The organism is Vibrio sp. 10N.261.54.E10 (genome assembly GCF_002877735.2).
GTDB classification, from domain to species: domain Bacteria; phylum Pseudomonadota; class Gammaproteobacteria; order Enterobacterales; family Vibrionaceae; genus Vibrio; species Vibrio crassostreae_C.
In genome coordinates, this window is record NZ_MCXE02000001.1 from 739,857 (window position 1) to 760,153 (window position 20,297).

Annotated in this window: 16 protein-coding genes and 3 pseudogenes; 11 read left to right on the top strand and 8 right to left on the bottom strand. The window is 44.3% G+C overall.

Features of this window, described 5'->3' with window-relative positions; translation table 11 throughout:
• The first annotated feature begins 75 nt into the window (after window positions 1–75).
• Window positions 76–495 carry a globin gene (locus BCU07_RS03280; protein WP_102429121.1) on the top strand — a complete coding sequence of 140 codons (420 nt, stop codon included), beginning with the start codon at window positions 76–78 and terminating at the stop codon, window positions 493–495.
• Window positions 496–606: 111 nt separating this feature from the next.
• Here the strand turns inward: BCU07_RS03280 and BCU07_RS03285 are convergent.
• A pseudogene (locus BCU07_RS03285) lies at window positions 607–858 on the bottom strand (DUF481 domain-containing protein); the annotation flags it as partial.
• Here BCU07_RS03285 and BCU07_RS03290 point away from each other — a divergent pair.
• Window positions 854–1,663: pseudogene (locus tag BCU07_RS03290) on the top strand (sulfatase-like hydrolase/transferase); the annotation flags it as partial. The pseudogenes BCU07_RS03285 and BCU07_RS03290 sit on opposite strands and share 5 nt — an antisense overlap.
• Before the next feature lie 56 nt (window positions 1,664–1,719).
• On the opposite strand, the gene BCU07_RS03295 reads toward BCU07_RS03290, so the two are convergent.
• The 4 genes from BCU07_RS03295 to BCU07_RS03310 all read right to left on the bottom strand — a co-directional run bounded on the left by BCU07_RS03295 (window position 1,720) and on the right by BCU07_RS03310 (window position 6,754).
• On the bottom strand, window positions 1,720–2,757 hold the full coding sequence (locus BCU07_RS03295) for a LacI family DNA-binding transcriptional regulator (RefSeq protein ID WP_102429122.1): 1,038 nt from the start codon (window positions 2,755–2,757) through the stop codon (window positions 1,720–1,722).
• 196 nt (window positions 2,758–2,953) lie between these two features.
• Window positions 2,954–4,060, bottom strand: a complete 1,107-nt coding sequence (locus tag BCU07_RS03300) for a porin (RefSeq protein ID WP_102429123.1) — start codon at window positions 4,058–4,060, stop codon at window positions 2,954–2,956.
• 247 nt (window positions 4,061–4,307) lie between these two features.
• Window positions 4,308–5,324 (bottom strand): nuclear transport factor 2 family protein, encoded by a 1,017-nt coding sequence (locus tag BCU07_RS03305; protein WP_017065254.1) that lies wholly within the window; start codon window positions 5,322–5,324, stop codon window positions 4,308–4,310.
• 125 nt (window positions 5,325–5,449) lie between these two features.
• Entirely contained in the window at window positions 5,450–6,754 is a 1,305-nt protein-coding gene (locus BCU07_RS03310) for an MFS transporter (RefSeq protein ID WP_017104144.1), read from the bottom strand.
• A gap of 348 nt (window positions 6,755–7,102) precedes the next feature.
• On the opposite strand from BCU07_RS03310, the gene BCU07_RS03315 reads away from it, so the two are divergent.
• Window positions 7,103–8,644: a sodium:solute symporter family transporter gene (locus BCU07_RS03315; RefSeq protein ID WP_017065256.1), complete on the top strand. Its 1,542-nt coding sequence runs from the start codon at window positions 7,103–7,105 to the stop codon at window positions 8,642–8,644.
• Window positions 8,645–8,670: 26 nt separating this feature from the next.
• Window positions 8,671–10,041, top strand: a complete 1,371-nt coding sequence (locus tag BCU07_RS03320) for an L-serine ammonia-lyase (RefSeq protein WP_017065257.1) — start codon at window positions 8,671–8,673, stop codon at window positions 10,039–10,041.
• Between the two features lie 99 nt (window positions 10,042–10,140).
• On the opposite strand, the gene BCU07_RS03325 is transcribed toward BCU07_RS03320, so the two are convergent.
• Window positions 10,141–10,626: an Lrp/AsnC family transcriptional regulator gene (locus tag BCU07_RS03325; protein WP_017065258.1), complete on the bottom strand. Its 486-nt coding sequence runs from the start codon at window positions 10,624–10,626 to the stop codon at window positions 10,141–10,143.
• 122 nt (window positions 10,627–10,748) lie between these two features.
• Here BCU07_RS03325 and BCU07_RS03330 point away from each other — a divergent pair, with 122 nt between their 5' ends.
• Window positions 10,749–11,348 (top strand): LysE family translocator, encoded by a 600-nt coding sequence (locus BCU07_RS03330; protein ID WP_017065259.1) that lies wholly within the window; start codon window positions 10,749–10,751, stop codon window positions 11,346–11,348.
• A gap of 136 nt (window positions 11,349–11,484) precedes the next feature.
• Here BCU07_RS03330 and ahpF read toward each other — a convergent pair whose 3' ends face one another.
• Window positions 11,485–13,077, bottom strand: a complete 1,593-nt coding sequence (gene ahpF / locus BCU07_RS03335) for an alkyl hydroperoxide reductase subunit F (protein WP_017065983.1) — start codon at window positions 13,075–13,077, stop codon at window positions 11,485–11,487.
• Between the two features lie 198 nt (window positions 13,078–13,275).
• Window positions 13,276–13,833, bottom strand: coding sequence for an alkyl hydroperoxide reductase subunit C (gene ahpC, locus BCU07_RS03340; protein ID WP_016798107.1), 558 nt, complete (start codon window positions 13,831–13,833; stop codon window positions 13,276–13,278).
• A 480-nt stretch (window positions 13,834–14,313) separates the two neighbouring features.
• Between ahpC and BCU07_RS03345 the strand changes: the two genes are divergently transcribed.
• The 6 genes and pseudogenes from BCU07_RS03345 to BCU07_RS03370 all read left to right on the top strand — a co-directional run bounded on the left by BCU07_RS03345 (window position 14,314) and on the right by BCU07_RS03370 (window position 20,098).
• Entirely contained in the window at window positions 14,314–14,805 is a 492-nt protein-coding gene (locus BCU07_RS03345; protein WP_017065261.1) for a VOC family protein, read from the top strand.
• A 279-nt stretch (window positions 14,806–15,084) separates the two neighbouring features.
• A pseudogene (locus tag BCU07_RS03350) lies at window positions 15,085–16,462 on the top strand (uracil-xanthine permease family protein).
• Window positions 16,463–16,799: 337 nt separating this feature from the next.
• Window positions 16,800–17,252 (top strand): septal ring lytic transglycosylase RlpA family protein, encoded by a 453-nt coding sequence (locus tag BCU07_RS03355; RefSeq protein ID WP_102429125.1) that lies wholly within the window; start codon window positions 16,800–16,802, stop codon window positions 17,250–17,252.
• A 442-nt stretch (window positions 17,253–17,694) separates the two neighbouring features.
• The gene (locus BCU07_RS03360; RefSeq protein WP_102429126.1) at window positions 17,695–18,708 is read left to right on the top strand and encodes a manganese-dependent inorganic pyrophosphatase; all 1,014 of its coding nucleotides are present in this window, start codon (window positions 17,695–17,697) and stop codon (window positions 18,706–18,708) included.
• 352 nt (window positions 18,709–19,060) lie between these two features.
• A complete protein-coding gene (locus tag BCU07_RS03365; RefSeq protein ID WP_017089087.1) occupies window positions 19,061–19,513 on the top strand; it encodes a hypothetical protein in 453 nt (150 codons plus the stop codon).
• Window positions 19,514–19,894: 381 nt separating this feature from the next.
• Window positions 19,895–20,098 (top strand): pyrophosphatase, encoded by a 204-nt coding sequence (locus BCU07_RS03370; RefSeq protein WP_102420170.1) that lies wholly within the window; start codon window positions 19,895–19,897, stop codon window positions 20,096–20,098.
• Window positions 20,099–20,297: the final 199 nt, after the last annotated feature.

The window sequence follows — 20,297 nt, forward strand, 5'->3', positions numbered from 1 at the left end:
TTCGGAGTTGGCTAAGTTGCGGCTCTGGACTTGTTAGCTTCCCGATAACTCAAAATTTTGCAAAGGACTGGCTAGATGAAACCGAACGAACTGTTTTATGAAAGTTTTGAGCGCTGCCGGATTGACCAAGAATTTCTCGAAACGTTTTTGGCTGATTTTTGCGAGCATAACCCAAGGTTTTCAGAACGTTTTGAAAATATAGGGTTAGAGCAACAAACCAAGATGCTTAAAGCCTCGATCATTCTTATCTATAACTCTGCGGGTCTGTCGAGCATACGGAACTCGGTAAAAAAGCTTGGGAAGCGACATAAAGATTTAGGAATGGATATCTCTGAGCAAGAACTCAACGAGTGGTTCAATTCGTTACTCAATACAGTTAAAAAATATGACCCTCACTACGATGAAAGCGTCGAACAAGCTTGGACAGAAACTCTCGAGGCCGGCTTAACTATCATGAAGAAAGAGTGCGTAGTTCCAAACACTGTGAATAACTAGGTCGTTGATGGGTAGTTTTGCTTGTTCGTTAGTTAAAACCGGTATTAACTCTTGAAAGATTGACATTGTCAGGTAAGCCTAACGATATCAGGCTTACCTCTTATTGTTTGACTAGAAATGAGCAGCCCAACCAATCAGGAACCCTTGCGATGCGGTATCGTATTCAAAGGTCCCCTTGTTTTCGTAATCAACCCAGGTCGATTTGTAGGCAACATTTAAGTCAGACCAACTGTTTATCTGGTATCGCACGCCAGTTAACAGAGATGAGGTAAAGTTGGTGTCACTACCAAGCCCTGCATCAATGGTTGCGTGAAACTTCCAATCCTTATTGATCTGCGTTATCCATCTCACACCTATTTGGTACTGTCCATCACGCGGTCACGTTTGGACGCACCTGTCACCTGAATACGAAGCCATGCTTGGCCAAAACGGTTGGGGACTTCAAGAAGTGGTCATGAAAGATCTTGATGACCATGTTGGTGAAATGATGGCCAAAATGGAAGAACTCGGTATTGCCGATAACACCATCATCATTTTCACTGCGGATAATGGTCCTGAGATCATGACGTGGCCAGATGGTGGTATGACACCATTCCATGGCGAAAAAGGCACAACTTGGGAAGGTGGCGTAAGAGCCCCTGCATTGGTTAGCTGGCCGGGTAAAATCCCAGCGGGTACTGTAGGCAATGGCATCTTTGATGGTATGGATTGGTTACCCACTCTTGTCGCTGCGGCTGGTGGTCCAACGGATCTAAAAGAAAAACTGCTGAAAGGTCACGATGGCTTTAAAGCGCACCTTGATGGTTACAACCAAGTGGATATGCTGACCGAGAAAGGCGAGTCAAACCGTAAAGAGATCTACTACTACGAACGAGACAAGCTGCAAGCGGTTCGTGTTGGTGATTGGAAGGCGCATTTCATCGTGCAAAACCACGGTTGGAGTGGCCCTAAAGAAGAGCTAAACGCACCATTGCTGTTTAACTTACGTCGTGACCCATACGAGCGAGCGGCGGAAGAGTCGGGCATGTACCTAAAATGGATGGGACAAAAAATGTGGGCATTTGGCCCGGCACAAGCGGCTGTCCAACAACATCTAGCAACCTTCCAAGAGTGGCCTCCAGTGACGCCTGACTCTCCGGCAGAGAAGACCGGTGGTGTAGGTAACTAGTTAAATATCATAAAAAATCCCGCTCACACTGAGCGGGATTTTTGTTTGAAAGCGTCTTAACGTTGGTTCTGTTTTAGCGTCGTGTTTCGTTCAATGAACTTCACTGGCACCATCAGCTTAACCAAGCTTGTGTCTTGCTCTTGAATCTGGCTAACGACAATTTTCACTGATTCACGTGCAAGGCGTCTGAAATCTTGCTTGAAGGTAGTGAGTTGGTAATTCAACCATTGAGTCTGTGGGATATCGTCAAAACCAATCACTTGAAGATCTTCTGGAATACGCAGGTTAAATTCTAAGCGCGCCACATCCATTACTGCCATCGCGAGGTTATCTGTCGCACAGAAAATCGCTTGAGGATGTGTGGGTTCTGAAAACAGAGTCCGAATGGTATCTAGAGCATCAAGGTAGTCATAGTCAGCTTCAATAACACGAGCTTGTTCACCGGTAAGTTCTTCAAATTCTGAGCAGAACCCTGCTTCACGTTCGCCGTTAGTGTAGGTTGGAACATTACCTGTCAGGTAAACCGCCGACTTTGTCCCTACGCTATGCAAATGCTGAGCGGCAACTTGGCCAGCGGCGTAGTTGTCGCTCACCACATGGCTACTCTTAGTCCCTTCAACAACACGTGCGAACTGAACGATAGGAATGTCGAATTCTTCACACTCTTCATAAAGCGACTTGTTAAAGGTCGCAGAAGCAGCAATCACGCCATCAACTCGGTATTGGAAGATATTGGGAATTGAGTGGTTATCGTTGCCATCAACTTGCCAAGGGATCAATACCGCAGAATATCCCTGTTTTTGTAGTTCAGTGGAGATAAGCTGCAGCGTTTTCATGTGAATAGGGTAGTCGGCATCAGGGAAAACTAAGCCAATCAATTTTGATTCATTTGTCGTAAGGCTACGGGCAAAAGCATTGGGACGATAATTCAACGATTTCGCGGCATCAAACACTTTCTGCTTGGTCTTTTCAGACACTGAACTTCCCGGTACAAATACGCGAGATACAGTTGATTGAGAAACGCCAGCAAGTCTAGCGACATCTTTAGATGTTACGGTTGTTTTGGACAGCGAAGAGTGTTTTGGAGAGTTCATAGACCATACTTTTGAACCAAATTGATTGTGCATAGAGTAACATAATTAGGTACGTACTCAAAAATACAATATGCCATGATAGGATGAAAATAAGGGGTAATAGAGAATGTTGGATATTATTCTGGGTACGACCCAAAAAGCTCTGCATTAATAGCAGAGCTTTGTTTAGCGAATTTATGACTCGATTAACTGGGCGTTAGAAGTAGTAACGGATACCCGCAGCAAATTGGTCATCGCTATTTTCATAATGGTTACCAACAGATTTGTCGTTGCCATTATCAAATTGGTATTCAGTCCATACTAAGAACTTGTTCTTCTTAAAGTGGTATTCAAGGCCAGGGATAATCAACTGACGATCGTAGCCATTAGCGTTGTCGTCTGTGTCCATTAAGTAGTTAACGTTAAAGGTTGGACGCAAACCATTTTCAAAGTGGTAGTAAGTGAAGAATTCAGCACCACGGTGGTCGTAAAATTCTGCTTTGCTGGTGGTTTCCCAATTTGAGCCTTGGCTGTAAGTGAAACCAACGAATAGGCTATTATTGGTGTAGTTCACACCCAATAAACCAATACGTTGTGTATCACCATCTTTGATGTTTTTAACGCCCGCATCGACATCATCAAACTCATTCTGGTGGTAAGCTAAACCAATTGTTAGGCCATCCATAACCGTGTACAGCGTTGATGCGCCCATACCGTTTTTCAGCGTTGCTGTTAAACCGTCAGCAAGGCCAACATCTTCACGGGTAGTTTGGTAAGTGAAGCCGTATTTCCAGCTGTCGTTAATGCTGTTGCGGTAAGTAATCGAATTCTCAGCTCGGCCTGTACCAGACGCAATACCCCAGTCAGATAAATTGTAGTAGCCTGAACCACGCGAACCAAATACACGACCCATATCGGTAAACCAAGCCACATCGTAGAAGGTAGACCACTGCTTAGTACCTGCTGCGATCTTGCCGTATTTGTCGTGCTCTACGCCTGCGTATAGAAGTCGGTCGTAAATATTGTCGCCGTTAGCACCTGAGTTGTAACCCCATTCAGCATGGCCAAAGCCAGTCCAGCCGTTATCGAGTCCCATTTGACCTTTAAGGCCGAAACGAGAGCTACCGCTGTTCCATTCTCCGTTATCTTTTTCCCAAGCATTGGTATCTGAGTTAAAGACTTCACCTTTGTCTTGGTAACGAACGTCGAAACGACCGTCTAAAGTAAGGCTATCGCCCGCGTCATTGGTAAAAGTGTGTGCAGCAAAAGCAGAACCTGAGGTAAGTGCTGTCAGGATCACTGCTGAAAGAATCGACTTTTTCATTGTAATTCTCTTTATTCAGGCCGTAGAAAGCCACCGTGCTTTCAAGCCCGTTATATTGGTAATGGTTTGGCAGGGTGTACCCCATCCATGAGGTACTAGTAGATTCAGTTATTAGTGGAGCAATAATGAATTGGTTGGAGCACTTACTGGGAGCGAGAAGGGGCCCCAGTAAGCGTGGCAATCTAAATCAGATGTCTATTTAGGTTTCCACTATTTCGTTTCAATCTTTTGGATTAAAGCGTATCGATTACAGCGTTGGGTTCATGATGCTTGAAGTGCGTTCGAACACATCTAGACCTTGCTGTTGTAGCCAGTAAGGAAGGTCGATAAGAACCCAGTTCTCAGACAGTTTGTCACCGTCACGGTAGTAAACGTCAACTACTTGCATGTTTGCACGTACTTCACCGCCAGTCATACCTAGGAAGCCACCTGTTGGTGTGTTTGATAGGTTTGGCCAACCGAAGAAACAAGAGAAGTTACCTTCAGCGAAACGACAAACGTGGCCGTTGAACTTCTTGTCTTTCAGGTTGTTACGGAAAGGAAGTTGGTGCTGTTGTTGGTAGCGAGGAATTGTGTAAGACGCGCCGATACCACATGGGCCGTACCAAATCATGTCTTTTGACCAGCTCTTCGCTAGTACTTCTGGTGGGCAACCCATCGCGCCGCTGTCGTTAAGAGCAGACAGGTCATCAACCATTTTGTTTACTAGAGCAAGTGTCGCAACACCTTCTTCTGGAGCCGCGTCTTCGAATAGCAGACCATCGTGGTTACGTGGGCCAGGGTATACGAAGTGCTTACCAGTTGATGGTGGAAGTGGGTAGCAACCCGCTTGATCCATCATGCCTAGTAGGTCTAGGAACAGGCCTGTCTTAGTGATTTTGCCATCAACAACACAGTTAAATTCTGCGTAGCGAACGTTCATGATCTTGCCAGTTGGGCGCATGCCTAGGTATTCAGCGTCGAATAGACCCATGAAGTGACCCATGCTCATTACCCAAATCTCATCTGGGTTAACTTCGTTGTTACCACCGATGAAGATGTCTTGACGGCGCTGCATGCGAGTCATTGACTTCATCATTGGCGCCCAGAATACGTCAGCAGCTGCTTGTGCGCCTTCTTGCTCACGGAATGGGTAAACACCGCGCCACAAGTAATCTTCAGAAGTGTGTGCTTTTAAAACTTCAGCAACGTTCTCGTGAGTTGCGTTTTCCATTGCATCGAAGTATTCACGAACAATGCGTTTAGCTTCTTGATATTTAGACATAATAATTTCTCTTTGTGTTGTCGAGTCAACATTCGGAACAGGACTCGATTTGGATTTTGTTACCGGCTGACTTATCAGCCGGCTTTAAATTTTTCGTATTTAAACTTCAGCGTATGAGTGTCGAATTAAGCTTTTGCTGCTTCAGCTTTTTTGCTCTTATCAAAGACGCCACCTTTAAGAGTTTCAGGCAGTGTTAGCCATAGTAGGCCGGCGATAATCCATACGATTGGTGAGCCCCACATTGCTGTTTGTAGGTCGGTACGCTCTTGGATGAAGATAAGAACCATTGGTGCCCACATGCCGATAATACGACCGCCATGGAATAATGCTGCACCATAGCTACGCAAGCGTGCTGGGAACAATTCAGAGAAGTAACCGCCCCATACTGCAGAAGCAGACAGGCCGAAGTTGTAGATAAGACCTAGAAGAGCCAGCATGTTTAGGCCGCCAATCATCATGTCGCCAGGTGCGACAAAGAAGATAGAAACCATGATACCTGCGAGGATGAAACCGAACGCATTGATCTTACGACCGTACTTATCTGCTGCCCATCCCCAGAACCAAGCACCGAAGAGTGAACCAAATGCTGAGATAGAGAAGATCAAACCGATGGTTGCACCATCAAACATACGAACATCTTTCAGGTAGGTAGTTACAAAGCCACCGAAGAATTGGAATCCGTAGAAGTTAAGACCAGAAAGAAGTAAACAAGTAATCGTAATTTTGCGGTAAGGCTTGCTTAACATCTCACCCCAAGAACCTTTTTTAGCTTCGGTTACTTCTCCAGCTGCATTGGTTGTGGTTTGTTGATCTTCTTCACCGTAGGCGATCACTGTTTTGTCGCTTGGTAATACAAAGATCATTAACGCTGCTGCTACAAGCGGTGGAATACCACCTACCCACATTAGGCTCTGCCAAGGTGCATCAACACTTGTAATGAAGGCTGCGTAAGCGCCCATTGCCACTAAAGCAACAGAGAACATTGAAGAAGCAAAAGCAGTCAACTTACCGCGAACCGTTGGTGTAAATAGGCCAATCATCAAAGATACAGCTACAGTGAAGTAACCGCCTAAAGACAGTCCAATGATGAAACGCATTGCGGCCCAGGTGGCGTAGTCGGTAAACATCATGTTGATGATGGTTGCACCACCGTTTAATGCCGTAATTGCTACTAGCGTGGACTTTTTGCCGAACTTGGTTGCGAACCATGCACAGCTCAGTGCACCAATCAGAGCACCAACAGACTGCCAAGTGTAGAACTGAGCGGTATCAGAAAGGCTAATACCAGCATATTCTTCCACAATGTATGGGCGTACGTAGTCAATAATTACAAAGTTATAACAATAAAAAAAGTAACCTACTAGAATTGCTAGATATGCGGCTACCCTTTGAATCATAGGAACTTCGCTCATGTGTTTTTTAATGGTCATGACCGATAAACCTTTATTTTATATAGGGTGGTTTTGGTTTTAATTATTGTGTGTTGATTATTTAGCTTCATCACACCGTCTTCATTTCGGGAGAGATAATAGAATTTTTGTGGTTATTAGATCCGTGATCAAAGTCAATTTTAAAATGAGTGCGTACCCATTTTGTGCATTTTAGTGATCTTGATCTCATTTAACTGGGTTTTTGTGCTTTGTGGGGCGATTTGAGTGTTTAATCGTCTATCTTAGTGATAATAGTCACACTTATTGTGGGTTTTTGAGGGGAAACATCCATTTTTGAGTACTATTGGCAGCGAATTAATTGCGACATACAATAAACGGAATCTAAAAATGGTTACGTACTCAAGTTTTGTGGTTATTGCTCTTTATGTGCTAACTACTTTGTTTATCAGCTACTTAGTTAATAGGCGCTATAGCGTCGGTGGCGACTTTTCGACTGGTGGAAAACAGTTTGGTTGGTTTACGGCAGGTGTGTCGATTCTTGCAACCTACATCAGCGCAATGACGTTCGTTGGCATGCCGGGCTGGGTTTATAGCTCAGGCATGGAAGCGATGAGCGTACATTTGAACTATCCAATAGTGATCTTTTTCACTGTGCTTTTCTTTGTTCCGGTGTTTTACAAGCTCGGCCTAACCTCGATTTACGAATACCTAGAGCACCGCTTTGGCGTTGTTGCTCGCACGATCAATTCCATCGTGTTCATTGTGGTTCAGTGTATTTCGGCAGGGGTTATTCTGTATGCGGTAGCCCTGATCTTAGTGCAAGTGCTGCCAGTGAGTATCTCTGAGGCGATCATCTACATCAGCGTATTTACTGCGTTGTATACCTATGCGGGTGGTATCTCGACTGTAATCTGGACTGACATGCTTCAGTCAGCAGTGTTGATTATCGGCAGCATTGCGATCTTTGTTTTATTGCTGATGAAAATCGATGCGGGCGAGATGTTGTCTCCTGAACATTTGAATATCATCAATCTCGATTTTGACTTAGGCGTCGATACCACATTGTGGGCCGGCGTAGTGGCTGTGAGCTTCTTGCACCTGAGTGTGTATGGCACTAACCAACTGATTATTCAAAGAACATTGGCGACTAAGTGTGTTAAAACAGCGCAAAAATCGATGTTGCTTTGTGGCTACGGCGCATTTTTTGTTTATCTGTTCTTTGCTGTGATGGGGGTGCTGTTAAGTGTCTTTTATCAAGACAGCAGTTTTGAAAACAGCAACGAAGTGATTCTCGATTTTGTGTTTAACCATACCAACCCAATCATTGTTGGTTTGGTGATCTCAGCACTTTCGGCTGCGGCAATGTCGACATTGGATTCCACCTATAACTCAATGGCGACGGTCGCAACGTTCGATTTCTATAAGCGCTTCTTCCGTAAGCAAGCCTCTGACGCGCACTATGAATCAGTGGCTAGAAAAATGAGCCTGGTTGCTGCAGCGTCGGTTGTTGTGCCTGCGTTACTGGCTGTTTCTAATGAATCAGTGCTTAAAACGATTGCGAGCTTAACCTCTATTTTTGTTGGTATTCGCCTTGGCTCTTTCATCTTGGGTTTGTTCTTCAAACAAGCAAACGAGAAAGGCGTAATTGCGGGCAGTATTGGCAGTGTGGCCGTCGTATTCATCGCCAAATACAGCGGAATAGCTTGGCCTTGGTTTGCCTTGATTGGCACTGTGGTTTTCTTAGTGTTAGGTGTTGTTGTGAGCCGCTTCTGGGGAGAGGTAACCGAGCAACAAAATGAATTTATAGAAAAGCAAAAGCATTTGTTTGCAAAGCCTACCGCGAGTCATTATGGCTTGTTGGTGTTCGCTGTTGTGACGATTGCTGCTTGTACTGTTATCCCTGATTGGCTTTATGCCGCTCTTTCTTAATTGACCGATTTTTTACTGGTATATCTATGTTATCGATCTTTGATATCTACAAAATTGGTGTTGGGCCATCGAGCTCTCACACCAACGGCCCAATGATTGCGGGTTTCCATTTCACACAATTAATCGCTGATAAAATCGCAGAAGTGACGCGTATTCAGGTGGATTTATACGGTTCTTTGTCATTGACTGGCATAGGTCACCACACCGACAGAGCTACAATATTGGGGCTACTCGGCAATAAACCAGACACCATCAAAATCACCAGCGCAAACCAAGCAATGCGTCATGCCGTAGACAGTGGTGAGATGGATTTAGCGGGCACCAAGCACATTGCCTTCAACTACGAAACCGACATGTTGTTCCACAAAGACAATCTGCCTCTGCATGAAAATGGCATGATGATTACTGCGTTTGACCAGAGTGGCAACGTGATTGTCGATGAAACTTATTATTCGATTGGCGGCGGTTTTATCGCAACTGCTGATGAACTGCAAAATGGTACTCAAACCCAAGCGGTAGAAGTTCCTTTCCCGTTCAAAAACGCCGATGAAATGCTTCAACAAGCTGACAATAGTGGGATGAGCCTCGGTGGTATGATTCTAAAAAATGAAGCGGAGTTCGAAGGCGCTGACATTATTTCAGAGAAAGCGGATCAAATCTGGCGAGTGATGAGTCGTTGTATGGAGCGTGGCTTTGAAACCGAAGGCATTCTTGATGGTGGTTTGAACGTAACTCGTCGTGCGCCTAACCTACTGAAAAAGTTAGAAGCGAATGCGGCGGTTGAAAACGACCCAATGGAAATCATGGATTGGATTAACTTGTTTGCGTTTGCGGTTAGCGAAGAAAATGCGGCTGGTGGCCAAGTGGTAACATCACCAACCAATGGTGCGGCGGGCGTTATTCCTGCTGTGTTGATGTACTACCATCGCTTCATTAAAGAGTTGGATACTAAGCAGTTAAAAGATTTCTTAGCGGTATCGGGCGCGATTGGTATTCTGTACAAAACTAACGCTTCGATCTCTGGTGCGGAAGTAGGATGCCAAGGTGAGGTAGGCGTATCATCCTCTATGGCGGCTGCGGGATTAACGGCACTACGCGGTGGCAGCAATGAGCAGATCTGTATTGCGGCGGAAATCGCGATGGAACACTCATTGGGTATGACTTGTGACCCAATTGGCGGCTTGGTTCAAGTGCCGTGTATCGAGCGAAATGCGATGGGTGCGATGAAGGCAATTAATGCATCTCGCATGGCATTGAAGCGAAACAGCAAGTCTTTGATCTCACTCGATAAGGTCATCGCAACCATGTACCAAACCGGTAAAGACATGAACAAGAAATATCGTGAAACATCACTCGGTGGTTTAGCCTTGATCCATCTAGCTCATCCTTGTGAATAGCTAAGCCAGTTAACCCAGTAAATAATAACGTTAAGCCCAGAGCCTTAGACTTTAGAAATCTATCGCGGCTGGGCTTTTTGTTTTATGTGTTTTAGGGAGCTAATCTGAAAGCGGTAATCGATAGCTGTTTTTCAACTCTTTTACTGAGATGTTCGACTGAATCGCACTCACGCCTTTGACTCGTCTGATCGAGCTAATACGCTCAAAGTACTCTTCTAAATCTTTCGCCAACACTTGCACCATGTAATCGGCGCCGCCTGCAATGCAGTGACACATTGGAATCCAATCGGTTACCGCGACAAACTCTTCGAACGGTTCTGTGTTTTCAACTTCATGATTGCCTAGTGTTACAAGGGTAAAACCAGCCACATGAAAGCCTAATTTCTTACGATTCAGCTTAGCGGCGTAACCATCGATATAGCCAGTTTCCTCCATGCGTTTCCAACGACGCCAGCATGGGGTTTCGCTGAGGTTGACCTTCTCTGCGAGCTTGCTGTTGCTCATGCGTCCGTCTTGCTGGATATGCTCTAAGATGGCGATATCTGTGTCATCTAACACTTCTTTGGTGGATTCTTTCTGTTTCATGGCTATTTTAGAAAAGTCTTGCTCAAATTTGGATTAATATTAGCCTATATAGCAATTTAATTCCTAGTCGAATCTGTAAACTCTCCCCCTATAAATACTTTACTTATTAGGAGTGAGAGGAAATGAGCTCTCAATTAATGCTGGCGTTCTTGCTATTTTCAACATCAATTGCAATTACCCCTGGGGCTGGCAATATCGCATTACTTGGGATTTCAAGTCGTTATGGATTTGCTGCGACTTTACCTTTTATCTCTGGGAACGCTGTTGGCATCATCATCGTATTGGCGGGTTCTAGTGTCGGTTTGGTGAGCCTATTTACCCTTTACCCAGAGCTATACAGCATTTTGAAATACGCGGGTGCGGCTTATTTGCTGTTCATGGCGTGGTCGATTGCGAACATGCAGATCGAAGAAAGCACCACCGACAATCGTTCAGGTTTCATGTCTGGTGTGCTGGTGCAGGTGTTAAACCCTAAAGGTTGGATAGCGTCATTAACCGTGTTTTCACAGTTCATTACTCCGAATGCCGATTACTTGATTCAAGTCGTGACCATTATCGCGGGCATGGTGATTACTGGTGTGCCGTGCATGTTGGTGTGGGCGTATTGCGGCACCATGCTTAAAAAGTTGCTGCAATCACCAAAACAGATGATGTTTGTGAACCGTTGCTTGGGTGGAAGCTTAGCGATGGTGGTTGCCTTCATGCTTTATCAACCTGCATAAATCACAAAGAAAAAAACCACTCCTAAATCCATAGGAGTGGCGTCTAAATGTCGACTAAGTCGTTAACAGTAAAGAATTAAGTTAACAAATATTTAAGGAGCTTGAGTTAAAAGCTTTAAGCTTTTCAGTGTAAAGGTTAAGCGGTTTCAGCCTCTTTGACTGGAGCTGAGTTACGGATTAGGTGGTCAAATGCACCTAAGCTTGCTTTCGCACCTTCACCCATCGCAATGATGATCTGTTTGTAAGGTACGGTTGTTACGTCACCCGCTGCGAACACACCTTTCATTGATGTTGCGCCATGAGCGTTAATTTCAATTTCACCGCGTGGTGAGAGCTCAACTTTCGAACCCTTCAACCATTCGCTGTTTGGCATCAGGCCGATTTGAACAAAGATACCTGCGAGTTCAATCTGTTTAAGTTCATCGGTGTTGCGGTCTTTGTATTCCAGACCGGTTACACGGTTGCCATCACCAATCACTTGCGTTGTTTGTGCCATCTTGATGATTTCGATGTTTGGTGTTGCGTTCGCTTTGTCGATAAGCACTTGGTCGGCACGCAATGTGTCTGCAAATTCAAGTACGGTTACGTGTTCAACGATACCCGCTAAATCAATTGCCGCTTCGATGCCTGAGTTACCACCACCAATAACCGCTGTTTTCTTACCTTTGAATAAAGGACCGTCACAGTGTGGGCAGTAAGCGACGCCTTTATTGCGGTACTCTTGCTCACCCGGAACGTTCATTTCACGCCAGCGAGCACCTGTACTTGTGATAACCGTGCGAGCTCGTAGTGTTGCGCCGCTCTCTAGCTCAACGTGGATGTAACCGTCTTCAGTGTCTTCTGCCGCAATGATGTTTGCAGCGCGCTGCTCAGTCATTACTTCAACACCGTACTCTTTTACGTGCTCTTCAAGGCTTGCCACTAATTTAGGGCCGGTGGTTGCTTTCACTGAGATAAAGTTCTCAATCGCCATGGTGTCCATCACTTGGCCGCCGAATCGGTCAGCAACCACACCAGTACGAATGCCTTTACGTGCAGCATAAATTGCCGCTGAAGAACCTGCAGGGCCGCCGCCGACAACCAATACATCAAACGGTGCTTGTTGGTTTAGGTTTGCTGCTTTCTTTTCCGCTGCGCCTGAATCAACCTTGTTAAGGATTTCAGCCAGTGACATACGGCCTTGACCAAATAGCTCACCATTAACGAATACACTTGGTACTGCCATGATGTCGCGAGACTTCACTTCATCTTGGAATGCTGCGCCGTCGATCATCGTTGTCTTAACCAGAGGATTAATCGCCGACATCATATTGAAGGCTTGAACCACTTCTGGACAGTTTTGGCATGAGAGCGAGATAAAAATCTCTACATTAAGCTCTTGATCGAGTTCTTTAATTTGCTCGATTACGTCCGCTTCAAGCTTGATAGGGTGACCACCACTATGAAGCAGTGCTAGAACCAGTGACGTAAATTCGTGACCCATTGGCAAACCGGCAAAACCGATCGCGGTGCCTTTCTCTTGGTTCACGACTTGCATGATAGGGCTGCGAGTGCTTGCGCTGTCATCGCGAGTCACTTCAATTTTATCGGTTAAAGACGAGATGTCATTCGCCAGATCTTGAAGTTTGTTCGCGGTGTCGCTGCCATCCAGGCTAAGCACTAACTGAACATTGGTTTTTAGGTTTTCTAGGTATGCTTTTAGCTGCTGCTTCATTGCTTGATCTAACATAATCGTGCCTGCTCTTAAATTCTGTGTCTTGGTATTGACCAATACCTTCTTGCTGAAAAAGGAAAATAAAAAGGGGGCGCAAGTCGGCAAATATTGTGGTGTTGATGTTTTGAAAGGGTGGCGCGCGACTGCCCTTTAGGAGGGGGGCCGAAGCGCGCCTGTAGAACCGTTTAGCTATTCTTGTTAGCTAGGCTTAGATTAAATCTTGCCTACTAGGTCTAGAGATGGAGCTAGAGTCTCTTCGCCTTCTTTCCATTTAGCTGGGCAAACTTCACCTGGGTTAGCGGCTACGTATTGTGCTGCTTTAACCTTGCGTAGTAGGTCTTCTGCGTCACGGCCGATGCCTTCAGCTGTGATTTCCATTGCTTGGATAACGCCTTCAGGGTCGATTAGGAACGTTGCACGGTCTGCAAGGCCTTGACCTTCACGCATAACGTTGAAGTTATTTGTGATGTTGCCAGTTTGGTCGCCTACCATGAAGTATTCGATAGTGCCGATTTTGTCAGAAGTATCGTGCCATGCTTTGTGAGAGAAGTGAGTGTCAGTTGATACTGAGTAAACTTCTACGCCGCGAGATTGAAGCTCTGCGTATTTGTCTTGTAGGTCAACTAGCTCAGTTGGACATACAAACGTGAAGTCTGCTGGGTAGAAGAAGAATACAGCCCACTTGCCTTTAACGTCTTGCTCAGTGATTTCTACGAATTCGCCGTTTTTGAATGCTGTTGCGTTGAATGGTTTGATTTCTGTGTTGATCATGATTTGACTCTCTTTCTAATTTATAGTGTTTAACGCTATCCCGCGTCGATGTAGATATATTGCATTGCCACCGAAAATTAGTGAAATCGGACATTTCTATAGATTCAATAGGCGAATCCTATCTTCGAAAGGAAAAGGCTATCGGTAAAAGCTATCAACAAAAACAATTAACAAAAGCCATCAAACATCAACAACTCCCAATTTAAGTAGCTATGCTCTTTAGGTTGTTCTCTACATTGGGCTTATCTCTATTGGTGTGTGTATCTATGTGTCTATGTGTCTATGTAGGTAGGGTTCGGTATGGTTTCTTTGCGTGATTTGAGTTGTTATATCAAACTGTAAATAACAAAAAATTATCATTAATATAAATTATGATAATTTCAGTTAATTAACGCATGTACCTATACTCTCTCCATCGAAACGAAACACCGAAGCTAGACTTCGAAAAGCACAGAATTTAAAACGAATTTGGAGCAAGTTATGAAAATGAATCACGTAGGCATCATGGTGGGTGACATGGACCAAGCAGTCGAGTTTTACACGAAAGCTCTAGGTCTAAGAATCGTAATGAACAACACCAAAGTGATGGAAGAGCGCGAATCAGCAATCGGCCGCATGTGTATCGCTGTGTTCGGTGAAGGCTTTAAAGGCTTCAACATTGCACACCTAGTAACATCTGATGGTATCGGTGTTGAGCTGTTCGAAATGAAAGAGCGCCAAGAGCGTCACGAAGTTGATTTCTCACGTCTAGGTATCTTCCACTTCTGTCTACAGCTTCCAAAAGAGCAGTTTCATTCAGCTATTAAGCGCGTTGAAGAGTTTGGCGGTAAGGTTCGTATGGACATCATGCGTTACCACCCAGAAGACGAACTAAAACAAGCGCAAATGGTTTATCTAGAAGACCCGTTTGGCAACCTATTCGAATTTTACTCGCACACATACGAAGACACCTACGCGACTGATTACGAGTAATAGCGTTACTGCCTTCCATAGGTAGAAAAACCGAAACACCCCCTAAAGAGGATTGGTAGCGATACCAATCCTTTTTTGTGTCTGTAGGGCTAAATTTGGGAACATCGGATAAACTATCGGTTGCACTAAAACAAGCCGACATTGTTGCTCTATAGTGCAACATTGGACTGATTGAAAACTTAACTGATTGATAAATATGATGTTAAACCATTGGCATATATGTTGCTCTATTGCCTTTATGTAAATTGTATACAATAAAAAATACATAAAGGAAGTCACATGGAACAGAACAGTGAATTGATCTACGGGTTGGACGATCGACCATCAGTCAAAGCAGCCAGTTACGCGGCGCTGCAGCATGTATTAGCCAGCTTTGTTGGAATTATCACACCCACGCTCATTATTGGCGGTGTTTTAGGGTTAGGTGAACACACTCCTTATCTGATCAGCATGGCATTAATGGTGTCTGGGGTAGGTACCTTTATCCAAGCCAGAAAAATAGGGCCAGTTGGTGCAGGGATGATTTGTGTCCAAGGAACCAGCTTTGCATTCTTAGGATCTGTATTAGGTGCGGGCTTCCTTGTTAAAGCGAATGGCGGTGGCCCGGATGAAATGCTGGCGACCATTTTTGGCGTTTGTTTCTTCGGTGCGTTTGTCGAAATTGTCCTATCGCGTTTTATCGAAAAGTTGAAAGTGGTGATCACCCCAGTTGTAACCGGAATCGTTATCACCACGATTGGTATCTCTTTGATTAAAGTTGGCGTCACTGATATCGCTGGTGGTGTTGGCGCAGAAGATTTTGGTTCTGGAAGCAATTTGATGTTGGGTGCGATTGTGCTCGGAACCATAGTGGCACTTAACCTAAGCAACAACACCATGGTAAGGCTGTCGTCGATTTTAGTTGGGTTGGTAGTTGGCTGGGGCGTTGCCATTTTGATGGGCAAAGCGTCTATGGTTTCTTTTGCTTCTCAACCGCTATTGAGTATTCCTGTCCCTTTTAAATATGGCTTCGCTTTTGATTGGCAAGCCTTCCTGCCTATCGCTTTTATTTACTTGATTACCGTTATTGAAACCACGGGTGACCTTACCGCCAACAGTATGTTCTCAGGGCAGCCAGTTAAGGGGCTAAAATACATCAATCGACTCAAGGCTGGCGTGCTAGGTGACGGTGTGAACTCGCTCATCGCAGCGGTATTCAATACTTTTCCGAACACGACTTTCAGCCAGAAACAACGGTGTGATCCATTTTACGGGGATCGCGAGTCGCTACATCGGCTACTTCATTGCCGCGATTCTTTTTCTGTTAGGGTTATTTCCCATCTTAGGTGCGGTTTTAATGACGATTCCAAAGCCAGTATTGGGCGGGGCGACATTAGTGATGTTCGGTACGGTTGCTGCGGCGGGCATCAAAATCATCGCCAATGAAAAACTGGATCGCCGCAGAATTATGACGATTGCCATCTCACTAGGCTTAGGGCTTGGGGTGATGCTAGTGCCGGATTTATTGAAAGAAGCGCCCAAGCTAGTGCAAAGCATATTTGGCTCACCTGTAACCATGTCTGGTATTGCCGCGCTTGTGATTACCGGGTTGATGTCTTTGGTGCCTGAAACTAAAGCCAAATCGATGACGAATTCGGTACAAACCAGTAAAGCGTAACTTATACAGCCGAGAAGAAGCGCAGGTGACTGATTACGGACAATTGCGCTTAAGGCAGAAAAACGAATTACCCCTAAAGAGGATTGGTAGAGATACCAATCCGCTTTTGTATTTGGATGTTTGGCTGAGTGACTTATCTACATGAAGCGATTAAGAAATATACAGATTTAAGACGTTGTTAAAGTTGACGTTTTGACGATAAAACCTTTCATGAATATGACGGAAGAAAGTGTCGTTCATGAAAACATTCCGTCATCATACCGAATGGTAGCCTTGGCTGAGCAGTGACTATACTCAGCATTATATTGCTAACCAACAACAACGAAAATAGAGAAACATGCAGAGATTAGCGCACACAAACCACATGAAAAAATTACATATTATCTTTACCGCTCTTATCCTTATGATATTAGCCGGATGCACCTCAACGTCGGCTGTCGGCAGTTCTAAAACAAAGGAATATGCCAAGTCACATGCGCTTGTGGGAGTGGCTTCTTGGTATGGCGATAAATTCCATGGAAAACTGACGGCAAGTGGTGAAACGTATAATAAAAACGCCTATACAGCCGCTCACAAAACCTTGCCATTTGGGACTATCGTGAGAGTGACCAATACAGCCAATAACAAGTCAGTCGATGTCAAAATTAACGATAGAGGCCCTTACGTAAAAGGCCGAGTGATTGACCTTTCCCACAAAGCATTTTCTCAAATTGGTGACGTTAAGAAAGGCGTAGTAAAAGTCAAAATTGAGATTATTGATGACAGCAACACCTTTCGATACAAACACTAGAATCCCCTCCTAACCTCCCCTTGGTGTACATCTCCGCTCCCTTACCAGCAACGGGAAGGGGAGGAAAAAAACCTCGATCTCGATGATTGAATAGCATATTTATGCTTACTCGATAAGGCTGCTTTTGCAGCCTTTTTTGTGCCTTTCGATAATCCATTTTTAATAAGATTATCTTATTTTCAGTATGTGGGTTGATGATGTTATGTGGTCAATAAATCAGTGTCTTAGCTTTCTTATCATTAGGGTTCATTGAAATTCATTGTGAAATAATGAAAAGCTAACCTAATCCAAGTTGAGCTTTGGTGTGATTAACAGTGAAAGCCTAAGGGCAATTACATTTAGTTACTTACTGAAGTAAAACTGAAATATTAGTTACACGGTTCTGAAATTTTTGGTGTTTAGCTTATGGGCTTCTATATCGCATTTAAATAAGGAAATACCCGTGAAGCTAACCCCTGTCGTTGCAGCCGTAATTATGTCTTTCAGTTCAGCAAGTTTTGCTTTTAGCTTGCAACAATCTGCCAATGAAAACAGTGAAGATCTCGTATGGACAGGGCACCTAAGCCCAGACAGCGACACGGTAATGTCTGCGATGCTCGCGGCTCATATTTATGGTGGTACGGCGACAGTGCCTGAGCCGATTAATCCTGAATCGACGTTTATCTTGAACTACTGTAATGCAGAATCTCCACGTGTAGAGACAGATTACTCTTCATACCGAGTGGGGCTGGTTGACTTCAACCAAGTGACTCAATTAGCACCAACTATTGATCAAGCATCCATTGTGGCAGTGGTCGATCATCATGCGATTGGTGGCTCTCCAATTAACACCCCGCAGATTGTCGAGATGGATATCCGAGGTTGGGGTTCAGCTGCAACTATACTGGCTGACAATGCTGAAAAGCTCGATGTGACATTACCTAAACACCTCGCTTGTGTTGGCTTAGGCGCAATTCTCTCTGATACCGTGGTATTCCAATCATCAACCACCACTGAGCATGATCGTGAATACGCAGAGAAGCTGGCGAAGGTTGCAGGCATTTCAGATATCGAAGACTTCGGTCAACAGATGCTGATTGCTAAGTCGGATCTCAGTCACCTTTCTTCTGAGACCATTTTGACGCTGGATTACAAAAACTTTAAATACGGTGGCAAACAGGTGGGTATTGGTGTGGCTGAAACGCTAACGGCTCAACAACTGATTGACCGTAAAGACGAACTTTTGGCGGCAATGAAAGCCTACAAAGAAGAGAACGGCTTAGAGCATCTGTTCTTCTCCATCACAGACACTAAGAACAAAGAAGCTAACTTATTGTGGGTGGATGAAAGCGACTATCAAGTGATTAAATCGGCTTTCAACGCTGAACCAACAAGCGATATGCTGACCCTAGAAGGCGTCACTTCGCGTAAGCGTCAGATTGGCCCTGCGGTACAAAAGGCAATTGAGAGTTTGTAGAGAGTAAGAGCCGTTACTTTATAAATAAGTAGTGAAGGGATTGGTAGAGATACTAATCCCTTTTTGTTTTGGGTGTGTTGAATTGGGTTTGGATAAAGTTGAGTTACGTTTTTTCTAATTTGACAAAGTTTATGGATAACCCGGATCTAACATAGCCCTTTATGATACGAATCCCAAAGGACATTCACGACCTACCACGTGAAGAGTTAGACTTAGAGCAGCCTTAAACAAGTAACCAATCCTAGTCGCGGCCTTCCATTCTCGGTAAGTTAGTATTCATAGCTTGAACTAATAATACAGTGTTTTATTGTTTATAGTAAATCCCAGACAGAATGACTAACAGGACAATGAAATGACCTCAATCAAAACCATTGGTTTAACAGCTATCGCACTTGCACTTATGACAATTACTGGCTGTACCAGCTTAAAGGTAAAGGCTGCGAACGCCTTCGTGTCTGACCCAATTATCACACACGCAGACCACGACCAACTTACCGAAGCCAGTTCGAAAATCGATGGTATCCGTTATACATCAATGACGACGACGATCATCACGACCAAAGCAGCAAAGCGCACAAATGGAGTTGCTCGCGTAGACATCGAGGCTGATGGAATCGAAGAGGTGCAATCAAAATGGCATGGTGAAGAACACGTTTGTCAGATGTACCACGATCGTATGAATAATCCAGAAACTGAGGGCCTGTCAGACATCGTTGGCAATGGATTGGCGCTGAACTACCAGATCGCAATTCGTGGTGTTGATGGTCAGTCCTATACTTGTTCTGGGCATGTAGATCCACAATAACAAAAAATAACACTGCGCTTTACTGGGTCTATTTCAAAAGTTGGAAACGAATTTTTTTATCGCTGTTTGGTGAGTAATGTGCCTGTTTTTCACATTAGCTAGTTGTATTACTCGTGCCATACCTAATGAAACGTTTAAGGCACTTTCGAGATAGGAAGTGCCAAAGGTAAAAATTCATCCTACGAAGCTTCTGGACATAAATGAGTTTCGAAGAACCAAGTATTAGCAAATCACGAATTAGCATAAGTATGAAAAGTCACTAAGCTCACTGTCCAGTATTGTTTTTACACAAATCTGACATTGATGAATGCCATAAGCTATCGATATAAACATCAATATATTGTATTATTATATCCGTATTTATACTTATTAGGATTTTCTATGTTGATTCACGAATTTTCGAATAAGGACGTTACCGCTGAGCATGTAATTTTAGCTCAAGCAATACTAGCAGGGACTGCTCAAGGTGATAAAAGTAAAGCACAGCGCTTTATGATTTTTGTAAATGAGATTCCAGATGCGCCGACTGTGCAAAACCTGATTCCACGCTTTAGTCAATTTATGAAGCTCTTTAAAGCCAGCTGACATTCAAAATACGTTACACAGGGATGTGTAATTAAGATCACCAACTTCCCCCTAACCACTACCTACTTTTAAACTCTATCTGACCCTATGCTCGCTCTATATCTAGCCATTGTTGTCGGAGGACAATAGAGTTTGATCAATTTTAAAAACGTTTCTGGACAGAAACGTTTTAGGTGTGCTGCTCTAAACCGTTTCGTCC